At 67.2% G+C, this 18,577-nt stretch carries 19 protein-coding genes; 9 read left to right on the top strand and 10 right to left on the bottom strand.

What is annotated here, in order from left to right:
- Positions 1 to 81: 81 nt before the first annotated feature.
- Positions 82 to 2,271, bottom strand: a complete 2,190-nt coding sequence (locus BLQ10_RS01580; protein ID WP_091557505.1) for an acetyl/propionyl/methylcrotonyl-CoA carboxylase subunit alpha — start codon at positions 2,269 to 2,271, stop codon at positions 82 to 84.
- A 7-nt stretch (positions 2,272 to 2,278) separates the two neighbouring features.
- Positions 2,279 to 3,886, bottom strand: a complete 1,608-nt coding sequence (locus tag BLQ10_RS01575; protein ID WP_091557502.1) for a carboxyl transferase domain-containing protein — start codon at positions 3,884 to 3,886, stop codon at positions 2,279 to 2,281.
- Positions 3,887 to 4,036: 150 nt separating this feature from the next.
- Between BLQ10_RS01575 and BLQ10_RS01570 the strand changes: the two genes are divergently transcribed.
- Positions 4,037 to 4,714, top strand: a complete 678-nt coding sequence (locus BLQ10_RS01570) for an SACE_7040 family transcriptional regulator (RefSeq protein WP_091557500.1) — start codon at positions 4,037 to 4,039, stop codon at positions 4,712 to 4,714.
- Between the two features lie 241 nt (positions 4,715 to 4,955).
- On the opposite strand, the gene BLQ10_RS01565 is transcribed toward BLQ10_RS01570, so the two are convergent.
- The 3 genes from BLQ10_RS01565 to pdhA are packed head-to-tail and all read right to left on the bottom strand — an operon-like array spanning position 4,956 to position 8,502.
- On the bottom strand, positions 4,956 to 6,347 hold the full coding sequence (locus BLQ10_RS01565; protein WP_091557497.1) for a dihydrolipoamide acetyltransferase family protein: 1,392 nt from the start codon (positions 6,345 to 6,347) through the stop codon (positions 4,956 to 4,958).
- Complete coding sequence (locus BLQ10_RS01560; protein WP_091557494.1) at positions 6,344 to 7,354, bottom strand: alpha-ketoacid dehydrogenase subunit beta; 1,011 nt, start codon at positions 7,352 to 7,354, stop codon at positions 6,344 to 6,346. Before BLQ10_RS01560 ends, BLQ10_RS01565 begins: the two co-directional genes overlap by 4 nt.
- A complete protein-coding gene (gene pdhA, locus BLQ10_RS01555) occupies positions 7,354 to 8,502 on the bottom strand; it encodes a pyruvate dehydrogenase (acetyl-transferring) E1 component subunit alpha (protein WP_254785359.1) in 1,149 nt (382 codons plus the stop codon). The genes BLQ10_RS01560 and pdhA overlap by 1 nt, the downstream gene beginning before the upstream one ends.
- A 225-nt stretch (positions 8,503 to 8,727) precedes the next feature.
- Here pdhA and BLQ10_RS01550 point away from each other — a divergent pair, with 225 nt between their 5' ends.
- Both BLQ10_RS01550 and BLQ10_RS22240 read left to right on the top strand, forming a co-directional pair.
- Positions 8,728 to 9,201 carry an Lrp/AsnC family transcriptional regulator gene (locus BLQ10_RS01550; RefSeq protein WP_091557489.1) on the top strand — a complete coding sequence of 158 codons (474 nt, stop codon included), beginning with the start codon at positions 8,728 to 8,730 and terminating at the stop codon, positions 9,199 to 9,201.
- 196 nt (positions 9,202 to 9,397) lie between these two features.
- Positions 9,398 to 10,120 carry a hypothetical protein gene (locus tag BLQ10_RS22240; RefSeq protein WP_175558433.1) on the top strand — a complete coding sequence of 241 codons (723 nt, stop codon included), beginning with the start codon at positions 9,398 to 9,400 and terminating at the stop codon, positions 10,118 to 10,120.
- A gap of 105 nt (positions 10,121 to 10,225) precedes the next feature.
- Here BLQ10_RS22240 and BLQ10_RS01540 read toward each other — a convergent pair whose 3' ends face one another.
- Positions 10,226 to 11,842 (bottom strand): solute symporter family protein, encoded by a 1,617-nt coding sequence (locus BLQ10_RS01540; protein ID WP_091557486.1) that lies wholly within the window; start codon positions 11,840 to 11,842, stop codon positions 10,226 to 10,228.
- A complete protein-coding gene (locus BLQ10_RS01535; protein WP_091557484.1) occupies positions 11,839 to 12,219 on the bottom strand; it encodes a DUF485 domain-containing protein in 381 nt (126 codons plus the stop codon). Before BLQ10_RS01535 ends, BLQ10_RS01540 begins: the two co-directional genes overlap by 4 nt.
- Positions 12,220 to 12,437: 218 nt before the next feature.
- On the opposite strand from BLQ10_RS01535, the gene BLQ10_RS01530 reads away from it, so the two are divergent.
- The 4 genes from BLQ10_RS01530 (at position 12,438) to BLQ10_RS01515 (ending at position 15,353) form a co-directional block, all read left to right on the top strand.
- The gene (locus tag BLQ10_RS01530) at positions 12,438 to 13,655 is read left to right on the top strand and encodes a sensor histidine kinase (RefSeq protein ID WP_091557482.1); all 1,218 of its coding nucleotides are present in this window, start codon (positions 12,438 to 12,440) and stop codon (positions 13,653 to 13,655) included.
- A gap of 181 nt (positions 13,656 to 13,836) precedes the next feature.
- On the top strand, positions 13,837 to 14,139 hold the full coding sequence (locus BLQ10_RS01525) for a DUF4193 domain-containing protein (protein WP_091557479.1): 303 nt from the start codon (positions 13,837 to 13,839) through the stop codon (positions 14,137 to 14,139).
- Positions 14,140 to 14,577: 438 nt separating this feature from the next.
- A complete protein-coding gene (locus BLQ10_RS01520) occupies positions 14,578 to 15,114 on the top strand; it encodes a DUF7793 family protein (protein WP_091557476.1) in 537 nt (178 codons plus the stop codon).
- Positions 15,115 to 15,116: 2 nt separating this feature from the next.
- The gene (locus BLQ10_RS01515) at positions 15,117 to 15,353 is read left to right on the top strand and encodes a hypothetical protein (protein ID WP_091557941.1); all 237 of its coding nucleotides are present in this window, start codon (positions 15,117 to 15,119) and stop codon (positions 15,351 to 15,353) included.
- Positions 15,354 to 15,793: 440 nt separating this feature from the next.
- Here BLQ10_RS01515 and BLQ10_RS01510 read toward each other — a convergent pair whose 3' ends face one another.
- From BLQ10_RS01510 to BLQ10_RS01500, 3 genes are read right to left on the bottom strand one after another with little or no spacing between them, the layout of a single operon-like run.
- On the bottom strand, positions 15,794 to 16,108 hold the full coding sequence (locus tag BLQ10_RS01510) for a hypothetical protein (RefSeq protein ID WP_091557474.1): 315 nt from the start codon (positions 16,106 to 16,108) through the stop codon (positions 15,794 to 15,796).
- A 3-nt stretch (positions 16,109 to 16,111) separates the two neighbouring features.
- On the bottom strand, positions 16,112 to 16,960 hold the full coding sequence (locus BLQ10_RS01505; protein WP_091557471.1) for a cation efflux transmembrane domain-containing protein: 849 nt from the start codon (positions 16,958 to 16,960) through the stop codon (positions 16,112 to 16,114).
- Positions 16,957 to 17,283, bottom strand: a complete 327-nt coding sequence (locus tag BLQ10_RS01500) for an ArsR/SmtB family transcription factor (RefSeq protein WP_091557939.1) — start codon at positions 17,281 to 17,283, stop codon at positions 16,957 to 16,959. Before BLQ10_RS01500 ends, BLQ10_RS01505 begins: the two co-directional genes overlap by 4 nt.
- Positions 17,284 to 17,476: 193 nt before the next feature.
- Between BLQ10_RS01500 and BLQ10_RS01495 the strand changes: the two genes are divergently transcribed.
- Both BLQ10_RS01495 and BLQ10_RS01490 read left to right on the top strand, forming a co-directional pair.
- On the top strand, positions 17,477 to 18,196 hold the full coding sequence (locus BLQ10_RS01495; RefSeq protein ID WP_091557469.1) for a LytR/AlgR family response regulator transcription factor: 720 nt from the start codon (positions 17,477 to 17,479) through the stop codon (positions 18,194 to 18,196).
- Positions 18,193 to 18,570: a DUF485 domain-containing protein gene (locus tag BLQ10_RS01490; protein ID WP_091557466.1), complete on the top strand. Its 378-nt coding sequence runs from the start codon at positions 18,193 to 18,195 to the stop codon at positions 18,568 to 18,570. The genes BLQ10_RS01495 and BLQ10_RS01490 overlap by 4 nt, the downstream gene beginning before the upstream one ends.
- Positions 18,571 to 18,577: the final 7 nt, after the last annotated feature.

Genomic DNA, 18,577 nt, shown 5'->3' with positions numbered 1-18,577 from the left:
AAAGGTGCGTTGGCTGCGCTGTGCATAAAAAGCTGTATTCAAGAAAGCTGGGTTCAAGAAAGCTGGGTTTCTAGGGTGCGGTCATTCGGCCGCGCCCATCGCGATGACGGCTTCCTCGATCGTGTCCTCGGCCGTGGACGGCCCCGGCGCGTGGACAGCGGGGTGGATCGTCGCCAGCACCTGGTCTGCCTTGACGAGGTCGCCGGGCCCGACGCTGATGTGGACGGTCCCGGCCAGTGGCGCCACGAGTTGGTGCTCCATCTTCATCGCCTCCACAGAGAGCAGGACCTGGCCGGCCTCCACGGTGTCGCCGTTGGTGACGGGCACGGACACTACGGTGCCGGGCATCGGCGAGCGCACCGCCGGGTCAGCGGCGCCTTCCTCGCGTTCGATCGCCGCCAGCACCCGGGCGAGCCGGGCCTCCCGGGTGAGCACCTCAAGGCGGCAGGACCAGCCCTCGTTGCCGAGGAATACTTCCGTTGGCACCGAATTGTCCCGGCCTGGGCTGACGGGTCCCTGGGACAGAGCCACGAGCGAGTACACCCGGGCTTCGCCGCCGAGGGTCAACTCCGCGTGGTTGCGTGTGGGGAAGCGCAGTGATGCAGTGCGCTGGGGCCCGCCGTCGATGGTCACTGCCGCTGTGCCCGCAACCACGGCGCCGGACACCTCAACCGTGGCGACACCGCCGTCGGGCGTGCCGAGGCTGATCCGCCGTGGAGCGCGCGCACCAAGCCGCCACCCGTCGCCGAGGTCCCACGGGCCTTTCCCTGCGGCCCGCGCATCATGCTCCTGCGTGGCAGCGGCGTACACGGCAGCGGCAGCGACCTCGAAGTCGCCCGGGTGGCGGAAGGAGAACTCCGGCATCTTGCGTTCGATGAGGCCGGTGTCGAGGCGCCCGGCCCGGACGTCGGCGTCGTTGATCAGCAGCCGCAGGTACTCAACGTTGGTGTGGATGCCCAGTGCCGTATAGCCGGCGAGCGCCCGGTCCAGGGTGTCGAGGGCCTGGGTGCGGTCCCCGCCCCACGCGATGACCTTGGAGATCATGGGGTCGTAGCTGGAGGAGATCTCCAGGTCCTCCAGCAGGGCCGAATCGACCCGGACTTTGCCATCTGCGTCAGCGGGCAGTTCGTCCAGCAGCAGGACCCTGCCCGTGGAGGGCAGGAAGTTCTTCTGCGGAACTTCCGCGTACACCCGCGCTTCCACCGAGTGGCCGCTAAGGACGACGTCGTCCTGCTGGACGGTAAGCACCTCGCCGGCGGCGATTCGCACCTGCCATTCGACGAGGTCGATTCCGGTGACCATCTCGGTGACGGGGTGCTCAACCTGCAGCCGCGTGTTCATCTCCATGAAGAAGAACTCGTCCGGGGCGTTGTCCGAGACCAGGAATTCCACGGTGCCGGCGCCGGAGTAGTTGACGCTGCGCGCGGCGTTGCAGGCGGCCTCGCCAAGACGGGCCCGGATTTGCGCGCCGTCGGGCAGGGATTCCAGCAGCGGGGACGGCGCCTCCTCGATGACCTTCTGGTGGCGGCGCTGCAACGAGCACTCGCGCTCCCCCAGATGGATGACGTTGCCGTGGTTGTCGGCGAGGACCTGGACCTCGATGTGCCGCGGCGTGAACACGAGCCGTTCCAGGAACAGGGTGTCGTCGCCGAAGGCACTCGCGGCGACCCTGCGGGCGGTAGCCAGGGTGGCCTCGAGGTCATCGGGCCGTTCCACGATGTGCATGCCCTTTCCGCCGCCGCCGGCGGAGGGCTTGATCAGCAGCGGGAAGCCGACGCCGGCCGCGGCCTCGATGAGCTGCGCGTCCGTCATGCCCGGTTCGGCGACGCCCGGGACCACCGGCACGCCGTAGCCGGCGACGTGGTTTTTGGAGCGGATCTTGTCACCCATGACGTTCAGGGATTCGACGCCGGGGCCGATGAACGTGATCCCGGTGTCCGCCAAGGCACGGGCGAAGTCGACGTTCTCGCTCAGGAAGCCGTAGCCCGGGTGCACGGCCTCGGCGCCGGTGTCGCGGCAGGCCTTCAGGATGGCCTCGATCTTCAGGTAGCTCTCGGTGGCGGCGGCCGGGCCGATCCGGACCGCGACGTCGGCTTCCCGCACGTGCCGGGCCCCGGCGTCGGCGTCGGAATACACGGCGACCGAACGGATCCCCAAGTCGCGCAGGGTCCGGATGACGCGGCAGGCGATCTCACCGCGGTTGGCGACCAGCACGGTGCCGAACAAAGGCTTCTGGTGTGTCGAAGGTGCAGACGACAAAGAAATAGTCACAGCTGGCTCACATCCGGAACAGGCCGAAGGAGGTCTCCGGCAGCGGGGTGCGGGAGACGACGTCGAGCGCCAGTCCCAGGACAGTGCGGGTGTCCGCGGGGTCGATCACGCCGTCATCCCATAGGCGGGCGGTGGAGTAGTAGGGGCTGCCCTGGTCCTCGTACTGGGCCTTGATCGGGGCTTTGAACGCTTCCTCGTCCGCCGCAGACCATTCCTCGCCGCGGGCCTCGTACTGGTCCCGTTTCACGGTGGCCAGCACGCTGGAGGCCTGGTTGCCGCCCATCACGGAAATCCGCGACGCCGGCCACATCCACAAGAAGCGCGGCGAGTAGGCCCGCCCGCACATCGAGTAGTTGCCGGCGCCGAAGGATCCGCCGATCACCACCGTGAGCTTGGGGACCCGGGCGGTCGCGACGGCCGTGACCATCTTGGCGCCGTTCTTGGCGATACCGCCCTGCTCGTAGTCCTTGCCGACCATGAAGCCGGAAAGGTTCTGCAGGAAGATCAGCGGGATGCCGCGCTGATCGCACAGTTCGATGAAGTGCGCCCCCTTAAGCGAGGACTCGCTGAACAGCACGCCGTTGTTGGCCACGATGCCCACCGGGTGGCCGTGCAGCTTCGCGAAGCCCGTCACCAGGGTGGTGCCGTAGTTCTTCTTGAACTCGTGGAACCGGCTGCCGTCCACCAGCCGGGCGATGACCTCACGCACGTCGTACTGGGCGTTGACGTCCGTGGGAACCGCGCCGTAGAGCTCATCCGGGTCGGCAACGGGCTCGGCCACGGTGTCCACGTCCCAGACGGGGGCGGCGGCCCGCGGCAGCGTGGCCACGATGTCCCGGACGATCTGGAGGGCATGCTCATCGTTCTCGGCCAGGTGGTCCGTGACCCCGGAGATCTTCGAGTGCACGTCGCCGCCGCCGAGCTCCTCTGCCGTGACGATCTCGCCGATCGCGGCCTTCACCAGCGGCGGCCCGCCCAGGAAGATAGTGCCCTGGTTGCGGACAATCACGGTCTCATCGCTCATCGCGGGGACATAGGCGCCGCCGGCGGTGCAGGAGCCCATGACGGAGGCAATCTGCGGGATCTTCGCCGCGGACATCTTCGCCTGGTTGAAGAAGATCCGGCCGAAGTGTTCCTTGTCCGGAAAGACCTCGTCCTGTTTGGGCAGGAAGGCGCCGCCGGAGTCCACGAGGTAGATGCAGGGCAGCCGGTTTTCCAGGGCAATTTCCTGCGCGCGCAGATGCTTCTTCACCGTCATCGGATAGTAGGTGCCGCCCTTGACCGTGGCGTCGTTGGAAATGACCAGCACCTGCCGGCCGTGCACCAGGCCGATCCCGGCAATGACGCCGGCACCGGGCGAGTCGCCGTCGTACATGCCGTCCGCCGCCAGCGGGGCGATCTCCAGGAAGGGGCTGCCGTCATCGAGCAGCCGGTCGATGCGCTCGCGCGGCAGGAGCTTGCCGCGGGCCACGTGGCGTTCCCGGGACTTTGCCGGTCCGCCCAGTGCCGCGGCGGCGAGCCGGTCCCTCAGCTCGGCGGCCAGCCCCAGCTGGGCCTCCCGGTTCGCGGCATAGGCTGTGCTCGTCGCATCCACCCGGCTGGCGATTGTCTCCATTGACTGCTTCCGTTCCCTGACCTGCGTGCCGGACCGGCGACTCCTGCCCGCCCGGCTATTTCGGTTAGTACCGCATAACTGAGATTTAGGTTAGTCTCTATTAACTGTGATGTCCAACACAGGGACCATCTGCAATGAGGGGATGCGCCGGTGACCGAGCCCAGCCAGACCGCCCAGCTTCCGTCAGCCCAGGCGGCCTCCACCTCGGCTCCCTCTACACAGCGCAGCCAGGCCAAGGCGAACAGGCGGCAGGCCCTCTTGTCCGCCGCCGCTGCGCTCTTCGCCCTCGAGGGCTTCAACCGCGTTTCCCTGGAGGATCTGGGGGCCGCGGCCGGTGTCAGCGGGCCGGCGGTCTACCGCCACTTCGCCGGTAAGCAAGCCGTGCTCGGCGCCCTGCTGCTCAGTGTCAGCAAGGACCTGCTCGAGGGCGGCCGCAAGGTGGTGGCCGATTCCGACGGCGACCTGGCGGCGCTGGGCGGCCTCGTGGCCTTTCACGTCGACTTTGCCCTGAGTAATCCGGACGTCATCCGGGTCCAGGACCAGGACTTCAGCAACCTGGCCGGCGAGGACCAGGCCGAGGTCCGCACGCTCCAGCGCAACTACGTTGAGCTCTGGGTGGACGTGCTGGCCGGGCTGCACGAGGGCACGGAGGCCGCGGAACTGCGGATGCGGGCGCATGCCACCTTCGGCCTGATCAACTCGACCCCGCACTCGGTGCGCAGCCACGGACGCCGGATCGGCGTCCGCCGCGCCAGGCCGCTGCTGGAAAGCATGGCACTGGCCGCGCTCATGGCACCGCCCACCCTGCCACTGACTCCGGAGCACTGACTCCGGGGCACTGACGCCGGGGCGCTGACTCCGGAGCACTGACTCCGGAGCACTCAGGGTCCGTCCGGGGCACTGAGGGGGCCGTCCGGGGCGACGTTGGCGCCCGCACGCCGGCGAATCAGGCCACCGACGTCGGAATCCCCCGCAAAGTGCCCCCGGACGGAAGCGGCCGGGCGCCCCACACCAATGGTGGGGCACCCGGCCGCTTCGCCGCCATGAGCCGCTAGTTGGACCCCGTCATTTAGACCATCGCGAGGACCATGCCCGGATCGGCCAGCATGGTCCCGAGGTCCTGGAGGAACCGCGAGCCCTGCTCGCCGTCGACCAGGCGGTGGTCGAACGACAGGCTGAGCGTCATGACCTGGCGCAGGGTGACCTCGTCCTGGTACTCCCAGGGCATCTTCCGGACCGCGCCGAGGGCCAGGATAGCTGCCTCGCCCGGGTTCAGGATGGGCGTGCCGGCGTCAATGCCGAAGACGCCGATGTTCGTGATGGAGATCGTGCCGCCGGAGAGGGCCTCGGGGCTTGTCTTCCCGGCCCGTGCCGTGTCCGTCAGTTCCGTCAGGGCGGAGGAGAGTTCCATGAGGGACATCCGGTCCGCGTCCTTGATGTTCGGAACCGTCAGCCCCCGCGGGGTCGCGGCCGCGATGCCCAGGTTCACGTAGTTGAACTGGACGATCTCCTGGTTGGCCTCGTCCCACCTGGCGTTGAGCGTCGGGTGGTTGCGCAGTGCAATCAGCACCGCCTTGGAGACGAGCGTCAGCGGCGTGAGCTTGTAGCCGGCGAACGCGCGGCCGGCCTTGAGCCGTGCCAGCAGCTCCATCGTGGGCGTGACGTCGACGGTCAGGAACTCGGTGACGTGGGGTGCGGTGAAGGCACTGGCCACCATGGCGGCGGCCGTGAATTTCCGCACGCCCTTGATTGGCGTGCGGGTCTCCCGCTCGCCGCCGGCCGGGGCGCGCCCAGCGGCCGGGGCCGGCGCGCCGGCGAGGTCCTGGGCGGCTGCGGGCAGCTCGCCGCCGCCGACGAAGTTCAGGACATCGTCACGGGTGATCAGCCCGTGCTCCCCCGTGCCGGTCACGGCCTCAAGGTCGACGCCGAGATCCTTGGCCAGCTTGCGCACCGGCGGCGTGGACCGCGGACGCTCCCCCGGCGCGGATGCGGCCGGCGTGGTTTCGACAGGCTTGGATTCAACTTGCTCAGCGGCGCGGACCGGTGCCACCGGTTCGGCGGGGGCGACGGGAGAAGCCGCCGCCGGGGCCGCGAAACTGCGGGCGCGCCGGGCGGGCCGGCCGGAGGCTTCGAGGACGGCGCCGTAGCCCACGAGGTTCGGCTCACGCTTGGCGGCGCCCGCGTCAGGCGCGGAACCGCCGGCGCCGTCGTCCTCAATCTCGAAGGAGACGATCGGCTTGCCGACCTCGACAACGGTGCCGGGCTGTTCGTGCAGGGCCGCGACCACGCCGGCGAACGGCGAGGGCAGCTCGACGACGGCCTTGGCAGTCTCGACCTCGGCGATGATCTGGTTGAGGGTGACCGTGTCCCCTACCGCGACCTTCCAGGCGACGATTTCCGATTCCGTCAGTCCTTCGCCGAGGTCCGGCAGCCTGAATTCCTTGATCATTGTGGCGTTCATCCTTCCAGCCCGCTGAGGGAGTTGGGGCGGCCCAGGGCACGGTCGACGCCGTCGAGAATCCTGTCGAGGCCCGGCAGGTGGTGCATTTCCAGCTTGGAGTACGGGTACGGAACGTCGAAGCCGGTCACGCGGACCGGGGCGGCTTCGAGGTGGTAGAAGCAGCGTTCGGTGATGCTCGCGGCAACTTCGGCGCCGAGCCCGCCGGACTGGCCGGCCTCGTGGGTGATGACCAGCCGGCCGGTCTTGCGGACGGAGGCCTCAAGGGTGACGAAGTCCAGCGGTGCCAGTGAGCGGAGGTCGATGACCTCGACCGAGACGCCTTCGTCCGTGGCCGCCAGTGCGGCGTCGCGGGCAGTTTTGACCAGCGGGCCGTAGGCCACAAGGGTGACGTCCTTGCCCTCGGTGACCACGCGGGCCTTTTCCATGGACAGCGCGGTGCGCAGGTCGACGGTCTCGTCCACCTCGCCCTTGTCGTGGTAGCGCCGCTTGGGCTCGAAGTACAGGACGGGATCATCGGAGGCGATGGCCTGCTGGATCATCGTGTAGGCGTCCTGGGGGTTGGACACGCTGACCACGCGCAGCCCCGAGGTGTGGGTGAAGTAGGCCTCGGGCGATTCCGAGTGATGCTCCGGAGAGCCGATGCCGCCGCCGAAGGGAACGCGAATGGTGATGGGCATCTTGACCGCGCCCTGGGTGCGGTAGTGCATCTTGGCGACCTGGCTGACGATCTGGTCGAACGCCGGGTAGATGAAGCCGTCGAACTGGATCTCCACCACCGGGCGGTAGCCGCGGTACGCCAGGCCGACGGCGGTGCCCATGATGCCCGATTCGGCGAGCGGGGTGTCCACGACGCGGTGCTTCCCAAAGTCTTTCTGCAGCCCGTCGGTGACACGGAAGACACCGCCGAGGGCGCCGATGTCCTCCCCCATCAGGACCACTTTGGGATCGTTTTCGAGGGACTTGCGCAGGCCCGAATTGATGGCTCGGGCAAAGGTCATCTGCGTCATCAGCGTGCACCTTCTTCAGAAGCGGCTTCTGCGGGATCGCCGAAGGAAGCCAGGTAACGGGAGTAATGCTCCTGCTGACGGTCCAGCCAGGAGTTGGGCGTGCTGTAAACGTGCTTGAAGATATCCAGCGGCTGCGGCTCGGGCATGTTGATGGTGCCGGCCCGGAGTTCCTTGGCCACGGCGTCGGCTTTCGCGGCGACGGCGTTTTCAAGGTCCGCGGTCAGCAGTCCCTTGCGGTCCAGCAGCGATTTCATCCGGGAGATCGGGTCCTTGGCGGCCCAGTCCTCGAGCTCGTTGGCGTCCCGGTAGCGGGTGGGGTCATCCGCCGTCGTGTGCGGGCCCATCCGGTAGGTCACGGCCTCGATAAAGGTGGGTCCGCCGCCGTGCCGGGCGCGGTCCAGGGCGATGCGGGTGGCCGCCATGACGGCGAGGACATCGTTTCCGTCGACCCTCATGCTGGGGATGCCGAAGCCTGAGGCGCGGTCCGCAAGCTGGATGTGGGACTGCAGCCGAACGGGCTCCGAGATGGCCCAGTGGTTGTTCTGGCAGATGAAGACCACCGGCGCCTGGAAGCTCGCGGCGAAGACCATGGCTTCGTTGACGTCACCCTCGCTCGTGGCGCCGTCGCCGAAGTAGGCCACGGCGACGCAGTCGGCGCCGTCGTTCTGGATGCCCATGGCATAGCCCGTGGCGTGCAGGCTCTGCGCGCCGATGATGATCTGCTGAGTGGCAACGTTGACGGTGAACGGATCCCAGCCGGCGGAGGCGTTGCCCCGCCAGGCACGGACCAGGTCCTCCACCTTCACTCCGCGGCAGTAGGCCACGCCGTTGTCGCGGTAGCTCGGGAAAACAAAGTCGTCGTCGCGCAGCGCACGGGCCGAACCGATCTGGGATGCTTCCTGGCCGAGCAGCGGCGGCCAGAGTGCCAGTTCGCCCTGCCGCTGGAGGGCAGTGGCTTCGGCATCGATCCGGCGGATGACCACCATGTCCTCGTAGAGCGAGCCAAGCTGCTCATCGCTAACGTCCTGGAGCCAGGAATCAAACTCCGGATGGCTGACGCGCTCACCCTCCGGAGTGATGAGCTGGACGAGATCGCCGCCAGTCCGCCTCGTTGAATCTTCACTGTTTCCGGGGCCCCCGGCGGAAATGCCGCCCTTGCCCGCGTCGTCGGTAAACACTGTTGTCCGCACCTTCTGACGTCGTCTGACCGGAGCTCGCAGGACTCGTAATCCCGCGGCGCGCCGGCCGCCCGGGCGCCGTTGCCCCGGATAATTGTGACCCTACTCACAATGCTCATCGGGTACAACCGCCCGTAAAAATGTTGAGCATTATGCACTGTCTGGCGTACCCGGACCGTGCTAATCTTGCGCATTATGCAACCCTTGGATGGCACTGACACCCGCCTGCTTTCGGCCATGGCCCGGGACCCCCGGCGGACAGTGGTTGCCCTCGCCCAGAAGCTGGGACTCTCGCGCAATACGGTGCAGGCCAGGATGGCCCAGCTGGAGAAAAAGCACGTCTTCCTCTCCTTCGAGCGACGCATCAACCCGGCGTCCCTCGGGTACCCGCTGATGGCTTTCATCTCCGTGCATGTCCAGCAGCAGAAACTCGGCACCTTGGCTGTCGAGCTCGCCGGGATCCCGGAAATCCTGGAGGGCTACGGCCTGACGGGCTCGGCCGATCTGCTCCTGCGGGTGGTGGCGCTCGACGCGGAGGACCTGTTCCGGATCAACGGCAAGATCCTGGCCTGCGACGGCGTGGACCGGACCGACACCGCCCTGGCGATGGGTGAGCTGATCCCGTTCCGGATTCAGCCCCTGCTGGAACGCGGATCCGCCGACGCCTGATTGGCACCTCTGCCTCCTGCCCTGCGCTTATGATCTGCGCCGCAGATCTTCGCTTCTGATGTGCGCTTCTGCCCTGTGCCGTGGACGACCGCGGCGCTAGGCTGTGTCCGTTGGGTCCCCTTTGAGTCCTTGGGTCCGCGCAGGCGGCCCTGCACAACGGGCAGTGGCTGTCTGGACTGCCGGAAAGGCTTGAACCGTGAGCAGTCCCGAGGAACCGCATCGCCCGGTACCGCCGCAGCCCGGGCATGAGCCTGCCGCCGGAGAGCCGACACCGGAGCAACCAACAGCCGGAGAGCCGCCGGTTCCCTACTACGCGGCCCCACCCGCGCCGCCTGCCTATGCGGCGCCGCCCTACGCTCCTGCGGCGGACGATGAGGCGCCCTACGGCGCGCCCGCCAGCGGCCCGCCGTACGGCCCCCCGTATGGCCCACCGTACGGCCCGCCCTACGGCCCGCCTTACTACGGGGACCCGGCCCAGCCGCCGCCGAAGAAGAGCCGCAAGGCGTTATGGCTCGTGCTGGGGATCGTCGGTGGTGTCCTGCTGCTGGTGGCCGCCGGCGCCGTCCTCCTGGTCAACGTGGTGGGCGCAGCCACCAATCAGGCCCGGGGCCTCGCGGACGATTTCACCCAGCGCATCATCGCCGGCGACGTCAACAACGCCTATGAAAACTACCTGGACCCTGCCCTCAAGGAGAAGCTTTCGCGGGAGGAGTTCGCCGTCGGTGTGCAAGGTCTGGGGCTGGACGGCAGCTGCAAACCAAACTATTCCAGCGTCAACGTCAGCTCGAGGAACGGTAGCAACTCGGCCGACGTCGCGGGCTACATCGAGTGCGACACCACGCGGGTGGAGTTGGTCTACCGCTTCGAGGGTCGCGACGAGCTGAAGATGGTGAATATCCGCTTGCGGCCGCAGCGCTGACTTCGAAGACTCTCTCTCGGCCGGCGCCCACACCAGGCGTGCCAAAGACAGAGGAGCTCCCGTGCTGCTGCACGGGAGCTCCTGCCGTTCGTTGGTGCGCCGGCCCTAGTGGTTGGTAGCCTTTTCGGCACCCACCCCGGTCAGGGAACGGACCTCCATTTCGGCCTGCTTCGTGGCGTCTTCCTTCCGCTTGTCCAGCACGGTGCCGAGCCAGCCAAGGAAGAACGCGAGCGGGATCGAGACGATGCCCGGGTTGCTCAGCGGGAAGACAGCGAAGTTGGCGCCGGGGATCATCGACGTCTTGGCCCCCGACACCACCGGGGAGAGCGCAATCAGGATGATGGCCGCGGACAATCCGCCATACATGCTCCAGAGGGCGCCTTGAGTGGTGAACCGGCGCCAGAACAGCGAGTAGAGGATGGTCGGAAGGTTTGCGGAAGCCGCCACGGCGAAGGCGAGCGCCACGAGGAACGCGACATTTTGTCCGTTGGCGAAGATGCCGCCGGCGATGGCCAGCAGGCCGATCACCACCACGGTGCGGCGGGCAACCTTGACCTCGGTACCGGCGTCGGCCTTCCCCTTGGCCAGCACGTTGGCGTAGATGTCGTGCGCGAAGGACGCCGCGGCGGTGATGGTCAGGCCTGCCACCACGGCGAGGATCGTAGCGAAGGCCACCGCGGAGATGAAGCCGAGCAACAACGGCCCGCCCAGGTGGAACGCGAGCAGCGGCGCGGCCGAGTTGACGCCGCCCGGAGCGGACTTGATGGTGTCGGCGCCGACTAGTGCCGCTGCGCCGTAGCCGAGCACCAGCGTGAACAGGTAGAAGATGCCGATCAGCCAGATGGACCACACCACGGACTTGCGGGCTTCCTTGGCCGTAGGCACGGTGTAGAAGCGCATCAGCACGTGCGGCAGGGCCGCGGTGCCGAGCACCAGCGCCAGGCCCAGGGACATGAAGTCGAGCTTGGAGGTATCGGACTTGCCGTACTGCAGGCCCGGGTTCAGGACGGCCGGATTCTTCGCGGTTTCCGCCGCACCGCCGAGCAGGTCAGAGAGGTTGAAGCCGTAGATCGCCAGGACCCAGAAGGTCATGACCGCGGCGCCGGCGATCAGCAGCATGGCCTTGATGATCTGGACCCAGGTGGTGCCCTTCATGCCGCCGATCAGCACGTACATGATCATCAGGACGCCGACGACGACGATCACCAGGGCCTGTCCGCCCCAGTCGCTGATGCCCAGCAGCAGGGAGATGAGGCTGCCGGCACCGGCCATCTGCGCCAGCAGGTAGAAGAAGCAGACGGCCAGGGTGGAGATGGCGGCCGCGATGCGCACGGGGCGCTGCTTGAGCCGGAAGGACAGGACATCCGCCATGGTGAACTTGCCCGTGTTCCGGAGCAGCTCGGCAACGAGCAGCAGGGCCACGAGCCAGGCGACGAGGAAACCGATGGAGTACATGAAGCCGTCGTAGCCGTTGATGGCGATCGCACCGGTGATGCCCAGGAAGGAAGCCGCGGAGAGGTAATCGCCCGCGATCGCCGTGCCGTTCTGCGAACCCGTGAAGGAGCGCCCGGCGGCGTAGTAATCGGCCGCGGTCTTGTTGTTGCGGCTGGCGCGGAAGACGATCACCATGGTGACCGCCACGAACAGGGCGAAGATGCCCATGTTCAGCAGGGTGGTGTCTTTGAGGGCGGCGACATTGACCGCGGGGACCATGAGTGTCATTTTGCTGCTCCGCCTACCGGGTTGCCGTGCTTGTCGAATTCGTGCCCTTCGATTCCGTGGCGGATTTCAGAGGCAATGGGGTCCAGCTTGCGGTTGGAGTAGCTGACGTACCAGCCGGTGATGGCGAACGTGGTGACGAACTGCAGCAGGCCCAGGATCAGGCCGATGTTGATGTTGCCCCAGACCTTCGTGGACATGAATTCCACCGCATAGTCGGCCAGCAGGACGTAGGCGAAGTACCAGAGCAGGAAGGCAATGGACATCGGGAAGACAAAGCTGCGGTGACGTTTGCGCAGTTCCTTGAACTGCTCCGTCGACTGGACTTCCTTGAAGTCCACGGCCGCCGCTGCGTCCGTTTCTTGGGCGTCGTGACCCATCGGTGTTCCTCCTCATTGAGACTGGTGAGCCCACACCGGCTGCCGTGGTCTCGCGGGCCACCGCATACAACCCCTCAAGCCAATGTGACTGCAATCACTGTGTACCGTGGCCTGCGGTGCGTTCCAGAACCCGCGCCCCCTGCATCGCCCAGCGGTCCCCATGCTGCGCCAAACGGTGCCCCAAGAAGCCGAGACGGACACGACGGTAGGCTGGCACCATGCCGGACTCTCCCCTGCTCACCGCCGCCGCAGCCGCGGTGATTGCCTTGGCAATCACGGCCGTCGTCGCCGCGGGACTCAAGGTCCTCCGCTCCTTCCGGGACCTCGGCACCGACGCGGAGCGGGCCACCTACACGACGCTGCACGCCGCCTCCCGCGCCGGCCAGTACCTGCGCACCGGCCTGAACCCGGCCGGCGCGGCCAAGGCCAGCAAGCAGTTGCGCAGCCTGCTGGGCTGCGACGCCCTGGCCATCACCGACACAACCGGCGTGCTCGCCTGGGACGGCGCCGGCGAGGAACTCAAGCCGGCCCTGATGAGGCTCGCGGCCAAAGTGCTCGACGGCGCCCATCTCGCCGTGATTCCGGCGGGCGAACTACAGTTGCAAGCCGCAGGCGACGGCGGGCCGACGCTGACGCCGGAGGTGGAGCGCGCCGTCGTGATCGCCCCGATCAAAGCCGGTGCCCGGGTGGTCGGCGTGGTCGCCGCCTTCGCGCCGGCCGCCGGCGCCGGACTGGTCCGTGCCACCGGCGAGGTGGCCGACTGGGTGGCCACCCAAGTGGAACTGGCCGAGCTCGACGCCTCCCGCACCCTCTTGATGGAGGCGGAGGTCCGGGCCCTCCGCGCCCAGATCAGCCCGCACTTCATCTACAACTCGCTCAACGCGATCGCCTCCTTCATCAACACGGATCCGGTACGCGCCCGCGAGCTCGTGGTGGAGTTCGCCGACTTCACCCGCTACTCCTTCCGCCGCCACGGCGACTTCACCACCCTGGCCGAGGAGCTGCGCTGCATCGACCGCTACCTGCTCCTGGAACGGGCCCGGTTCGGCGACCGCGTTCAGGTCAGCCTGCGGATCGCACCGGAGGTCCTCAGCACGGTGATCCCCTTCCTAAGCCTGCAGCCGCTGGTGGAAAACGCGGTCCGGCACGGGCTCGAGGCCAAGGAGGGACCGGGCCACATCTCCATCACGGCGAACGACTCCGGCGCATTCGCCGAGGTCACGATCGAGGACGACGGAGTGGGCATGGACCCGGACCAGCTGCGCTCCGTACTTGCCGGGCACAGCGACGGCGAGCACGTGGGGCTGGGCAATGTCGACGCCCGCCTGCGGCAGGTGTACGGGGACGAGAACGGCCTCGTGATTGAGACGGCGCCAGGCGAAGGCACGTTGATCACGATGCGCGTCCCCAAGTCCCAGCCCCGGCACGACGCCTGACTCCGGCGCCGGACGCCGACGCCCGACTCCGACCCCTGACTGTCATCCTCAAGAGTTTCCCAATTCATCCCTGGCGTGGATCCAAAATAATGGATGCACGTCACCGGCGGGCACAAAATGCCCGGCCCGGGCGTTCTACTGTGCGCCTGATGCGTCAACCAGAGAAAAGAGCAGCAACACCGTGGCAACCGATTATGACGAAGTTCGGCCCGACGTCGCGGAATCCCGCAACGCCTCCCTCGAAGCCCTGAAGTCCGCGAACAGCCCCGACGCGCGCAGCGTCGTGCTCGAGCTCGACGAAGCCGACACCGTGGACGGGGTGGAACTGCCCGGCGCGGACCTCTCCGGTGAGGAACTGATCATCCAGGTGATCCCGCAGGCAGCGGACGAGTTCACCTGCTATTCCTGTTTCCTCGTCCGGCACCGCTCCCAGCTCGCCCGCCAGAAGAACGGCCACGCCTACTGCATCGAGTGCGAGGGCTAATCAGCCCCTGCACCCAAGCGCCGGGGCCGGGCACGCACCCGCGGAATCCGCCCGGGAGAAAGTCATCCCTGGCCCGCCCGGCCAGGACAGAGTGAAGCTTGCACGGGTCGTCATCGGCATACTCTCGGCTGCTGATGCTGAGGTCTTGTTTATGGCCTCCGAAGGCCGCGCCGCTCCGGCCATGGCGGGTGAGAGGGATTATCGGCCGTCTGCTAGCAATCACCTTCGCTCCAGACAACGAGGCTTCCGGCCCCTTAGGATCTCCAGCCAGCTGCCCCCTGTTCGGGGAAAGGACCAGCAGGCGGAGATTTCTTCAAGCCGCAGACAACTACTGGGAGCGGTGGACGTGATCCCTGCGGCGCAGGACCGCGAGAGGATTAGATCGTCACCTTCATATGGCGTATTGGGATACCCTCGTCAAAAGATACAGGGGGATCCATGGTCGAAATCGCACTGACCTGCGCAAATACAACGTTGGACGTGGATGCGGAAGGCACATTCCACCTGAGATGGACGCCGGGCACCACGGTCTCTGCCGCTGACGCTGAATCCGTCGTCGCGGCCGTGCAGGCCGTGACAAGTACCAGTCTGCAGCCGATGGTGGTCGAGATTACGGACGTGTGCATGAGTCCCGGGGCCAGGGTGACGCTGTTGGGGCAGCGTTTCGTGTCCGCTGTGGCGCTGGTCGGGGCCACCGTCGTTGACCGGGTGATGGCCGCGGCCTTGCTGCGGGCTCAGGATTGTCCCCACGGATATTTCACGTCCGTGGACGACGCCAGGGAATGGCTAAGCCAACTGCCTGTTCCTGATGCGTTCGACGGATTCTCCGTCCAGCTTGCAGCGGTGATTGGCCCAAATCCGGCGAACGACGTCCTGCTACAGCGGTCCATTTGCGACGCAGGACGGCCGCCACCCAGTCAGTTTGGGTCATGGGTCTCTGGCTTCCGTTCCACGGCGGAGAATCGCACACTTTGATGATGAGCAACGAGCAGTGGTGGTCAAAACTACAGCCTGCAACGCGAGAGTGGCTGATCGCCAACAACGGCGCCGCCGTGCCGGAGAGAGTGGCGAATGAGGTCGCCGCTGTAGGAGGCCCGGTAGCGGTGAAACAGGCGGGCGAAGATGACACTCAACCGGGCCTGTTCTATCCAGATGAGATCCTCGACTGGGTTGAGGAGATCGCTAATAACGAGGATCCAGAAGACTCCGCGTAAAGGGAGTAAATCGGGGCGACGCCCGGCCAGGGCACGGGTTTGGGCAAAGGGTCGCAGTCGCCTCCACTGGGTCCTGCGGACTTACGGGGCGGATCAGGCGACTCCGGACACCGAAGCGTTCGAAGTCGTCTGCACCAACCGTCATTTTGACCGAAGTCGCCGGCACCAAACGCCGCGGGCGCTGGGAGCCGTTCTCTTAGGCGTTCTGCTGGACGGGCGCCGGGTGCTTGCGGTCCTACGGTGTCCTTGATTGGGCCATAACAGCGTTGCGGAGAGGCTCGTTTCGTAGCGGGATCAGCCGCCAAAAGAGCATGACGGCGGTAATCCACAGGCCCGGGACGTGGCCGTGGCCATGTCCGCTCATAGGTACCTCCACTGTGAGTGTCGGGGCCAAGACATGCTGACCGGCGGGGCAGTCCAGCACGGACTGCCCCGATCGCTCATGCGTCTGAGGCGACGCCACGCACGGCGGTGCGCAACAATTCGGCGGAGGGAAGCCCGGCCATCCTGTCCTCCGAGGGATACACGCGGCAGCTCAGGGCAGGTGCGGACTCGGCAGGAAACAAGTCCCGTCCGTCCGCGATGAACGACGGTGAACCGTGGAACCGCAGCGCCTCGGCCTCGTCCTCGGACGTTACCTCACGGACCGTTACGCGTCCGGTGTCTTGTCCTTCGGCTGCCAGGGCTTGACGGAACACTTCCAGGGCCGGGCCGCTGTTCGGGCAGCCCGGGATGGTGCGCAGTTCGTAGTCCATGGCTCAGCGGTTCCTGGGGCCCAGGGACAGGCCGACGGGCTGCGGTTCAGGACTGGCGGCGCAGCCTTCGCAGCAGCCGGTAGCCTCGGCCGCATCGGCGTCCCGCTTCGGTGATAAGGGGGCGTCCGAACCGGCCCGGCCGCCGTCGTGGTTCCCGCCCGCGCCCATTTCAGGTGCGGCGCAGCAACCGTCCGTTGCGGCACCGTGGGCATCGTGGCTGTGCGGGACGGTGCAGCAGACGTCGCCGCGCCAGGCGTTGACGCCTTCCCGGACGGCGATCCCGGCGATGACCAGGGCTGCGGCGGCGTCGGCCCACCACCAGCCCAGCGTGCTGTTCACCACCAGTCCCACCAGCAGGACCGCGGAGAGGTACGTGCACAGCAGGGTCTGCTTGGAATCTGCAACCGCGGTCTTGGATCCGAGTTCCCGTCCGGCCCGGCGCTGAAGCCGGGACAGGACCGGCATGATGGCCAGGCTCAGGGCCGCGATCACGATGCCCGGTGTCGAGGGCTGCGCTTCGCCGCCGCCGGTCAGGGACCGGACCGAGTCCACCGTGACGAACGCGGCGAGGGCGAAGAAGGAGAGCGCGATGATCCGCAGGGTCAGGTGTTCGCGCCGTTCAGGGTCCGTGGCGGAAAACTGCCAGGACAGAGCGACCGCGGACGCGACCTCGATCACCGAGTCGAGACCGAAACCGATCAGTGCTGAGGAGTCCGCGACATTCCCGGCCCAGAGCGCAACGACGGCTTCAATAATGTTGTAGGTGATGGTCGCGGCGGCGAACAACCGGATCCGCCGACTCAGCACGGCGCGCCGGGAGGCGGCGGGTGCGGGCTGGAGTGCCGTGGTCATACCAGGCACGTCCCGTCAGGTGCGCAGCAGGCCGGGTCAACGTCCAGCACCACGCCGAGCAGGTCCGTGATGGCGTGGCCCAGCCGGGCGTCGGCGAGTTCGTACCGGCTCCGCCGGCCATCCGGAACAGCCACCACCAGGCCGCAGCCGCGAAGACAGGTCAGGTGATTGGACATGCTCTGACGTGAGACCCCGAGGGAATCAGCCAGATCGGACGGGTAGGCAGATTCGGTGGCCAGCGCCAAGAGAATCCGGGCCCGGGTCGGATCCGAAACCGCGTAGCCGAACCGGGCCAGCACCGGGGCGTGCGTGAGGGTTTCCATGAGCTCAAAGTACATCCAAGCGTGTATTCATGCAATTGTGTACCGGATCAGCAATCTGGGCTGTAAATGTCGACTGACGGCCGGAACCCGGTTCGGCCAGCAAGCAGTGCTGCTCGAATCAGCTTCGAGAGTGACAGGTCGCTGCGCCAGCCGCGTGATCCGGACAAAATGGCTGCGGCAGTAGGCTAGAGCCATGATTAACGTCCTCGTCGCCGACGACGAGCTCCCCGCCGTCGAGGAACTGGCCTTCCTGCTCGGCAAGGATGACCGGATCGGCGCCATTCACCGTGCCTCCTCCGGCGCCGAGGCCCTCCGGGCGCTCGAGGCCGAAGTAGTCGACGCCGTCTTCCTCGACATCCACATGCCGGCGCTGTCAGGGCTGGACATAGCCCGGGTCATTGCCCGCAGCGCCCGCCCTCCCGCCGTGGTCTTCGTGACCGCGGACGAGGACTGCGCGCTGGAGGCCTTCGAGCTCGCGGCCGTGGACTACCTCCTCAAGCCCGTCCGCGCCGAACGTCTGGCGAAATCGATCGGCCGCATCAGCGAACTGCTCAAGGACGGTGCCCCCGCGCCTGAAATGATCACCGTGGACCTGGGCGGGACCACCAAGATGATCCGGCGCGAAGACGTCACGCACGTCCAGGCGCAGGGCGACTACGCCCGGCTGCACACTGCGGAGGCGAGCTACCTCATCAGGGTTCCGCTGGCCGACCTCGAACAGCAGTGGGCCGACGCCGGTTTCCTCCGCATCCACCGCTCCTACCTGACCGCGCTGAGCCACATCAGCCACATGAAGCTTGCCGCGGCGCGGCCCAGCGTGACCGTGGCCGGAGCCGAACTGCCCATCAGCCGCCGGCACCTGCCGGCGGTCCGGGAAAAGTTCGAAGCAAGCCGTATCCGGCCGCAGGCATGACGCGGGTCCGGGTCACGGCGCCACGCAACGTCACGCCAAACGGCGCCGGCCTGACCGGCGGCCGCTCCGCGGCGGCCCCGCACGTGGTGGCCGAGGAATCCGATGCCGGAGCGTTGTTCGTCCGCTCACTCATCCGGTCCCAGCTCCGGCTGGGCCTCGTGGTGGGCCTGGGTTTCCTGCTGATTCTGCTCGCCTTCCCGCTCATGCTCTGGCTGGTCCCGGGTCTGTCGGACTCCACCATTGCCGGTTTGCCTTTCGACTGGGTCCTGCTGGGTGCCGGAATCTATCCTGTGATCGGTCTCAGCGCCTGGCTGTACGTGCGGACCGCCGCCAGGAACGAGGCCCGCTACCGGGACCTCGCCGGCGACAAGTGAGGGACAA

The sequence above is a fragment of the Arthrobacter sp. ok362 genome, from assembly GCF_900102785.1.
Lineage (GTDB): Bacteria > Actinomycetota > Actinomycetes > Actinomycetales > Micrococcaceae > Arthrobacter.
The sequence above is the reverse complement of the archived record's forward strand: the minus strand, read 5'-3'. Positions and strand labels throughout refer to the sequence as shown.

What these genes read in the sequence shown, in the direction of transcription:
- BLQ10_RS01575 (WP_091557502.1), bottom strand. Translation starts at nt 3,886, where the DNA reads ATGGAGACAATCGCCAGCCGGGTGGATGCGACGAGCACAGCCTATGCC.
- BLQ10_RS01565 (WP_091557497.1), bottom strand. Translation starts at nt 6,347, where the DNA reads ATGAACGCCACAATGATCAAGGAATTCAGGCTGCCGGACCTCGGCGAA.
- BLQ10_RS01560 (WP_091557494.1), bottom strand. Translation starts at nt 7,354, where the DNA reads ATGACGCAGATGACCTTTGCCCGAGCCATCAATTCGGGCCTGCGCAAG.
- BLQ10_RS01550 (WP_091557489.1), top strand. Translation starts at nt 8,728, where the DNA reads ATGCAACCCTTGGATGGCACTGACACCCGCCTGCTTTCGGCCATGGCC.
- BLQ10_RS01540 (WP_091557486.1), bottom strand. Translation starts at nt 11,842, where the DNA reads ATGACACTCATGGTCCCCGCGGTCAATGTCGCCGCCCTCAAAGACACC.
- BLQ10_RS01535 (WP_091557484.1), bottom strand. Translation starts at nt 12,219, where the DNA reads ATGGGTCACGACGCCCAAGAAACGGACGCAGCGGCGGCCGTGGACTTC.
- BLQ10_RS01530 (WP_091557482.1), top strand. Translation starts at nt 12,438, where the DNA reads ATGCCGGACTCTCCCCTGCTCACCGCCGCCGCAGCCGCGGTGATTGCC.
- BLQ10_RS01520 (WP_091557476.1), top strand. Translation starts at nt 14,578, where the DNA reads ATGGTCGAAATCGCACTGACCTGCGCAAATACAACGTTGGACGTGGAT.
- BLQ10_RS01515 (WP_091557941.1), top strand. Translation starts at nt 15,117, where the DNA reads ATGAGCAACGAGCAGTGGTGGTCAAAACTACAGCCTGCAACGCGAGAG.
- BLQ10_RS01510 (WP_091557474.1), bottom strand. Translation starts at nt 16,108, where the DNA reads ATGGACTACGAACTGCGCACCATCCCGGGCTGCCCGAACAGCGGCCCG.
- BLQ10_RS01505 (WP_091557471.1), bottom strand. Translation starts at nt 16,960, where the DNA reads ATGACCACGGCACTCCAGCCCGCACCCGCCGCCTCCCGGCGCGCCGTG.
- BLQ10_RS01500 (WP_091557939.1), bottom strand. Translation starts at nt 17,283, where the DNA reads ATGGAAACCCTCACGCACGCCCCGGTGCTGGCCCGGTTCGGCTACGCG.
- BLQ10_RS01495 (WP_091557469.1), top strand. Translation starts at nt 17,477, where the DNA reads ATGATTAACGTCCTCGTCGCCGACGACGAGCTCCCCGCCGTCGAGGAA.
- BLQ10_RS01490 (WP_091557466.1), top strand. Translation starts at nt 18,193, where the DNA reads ATGACGCGGGTCCGGGTCACGGCGCCACGCAACGTCACGCCAAACGGC.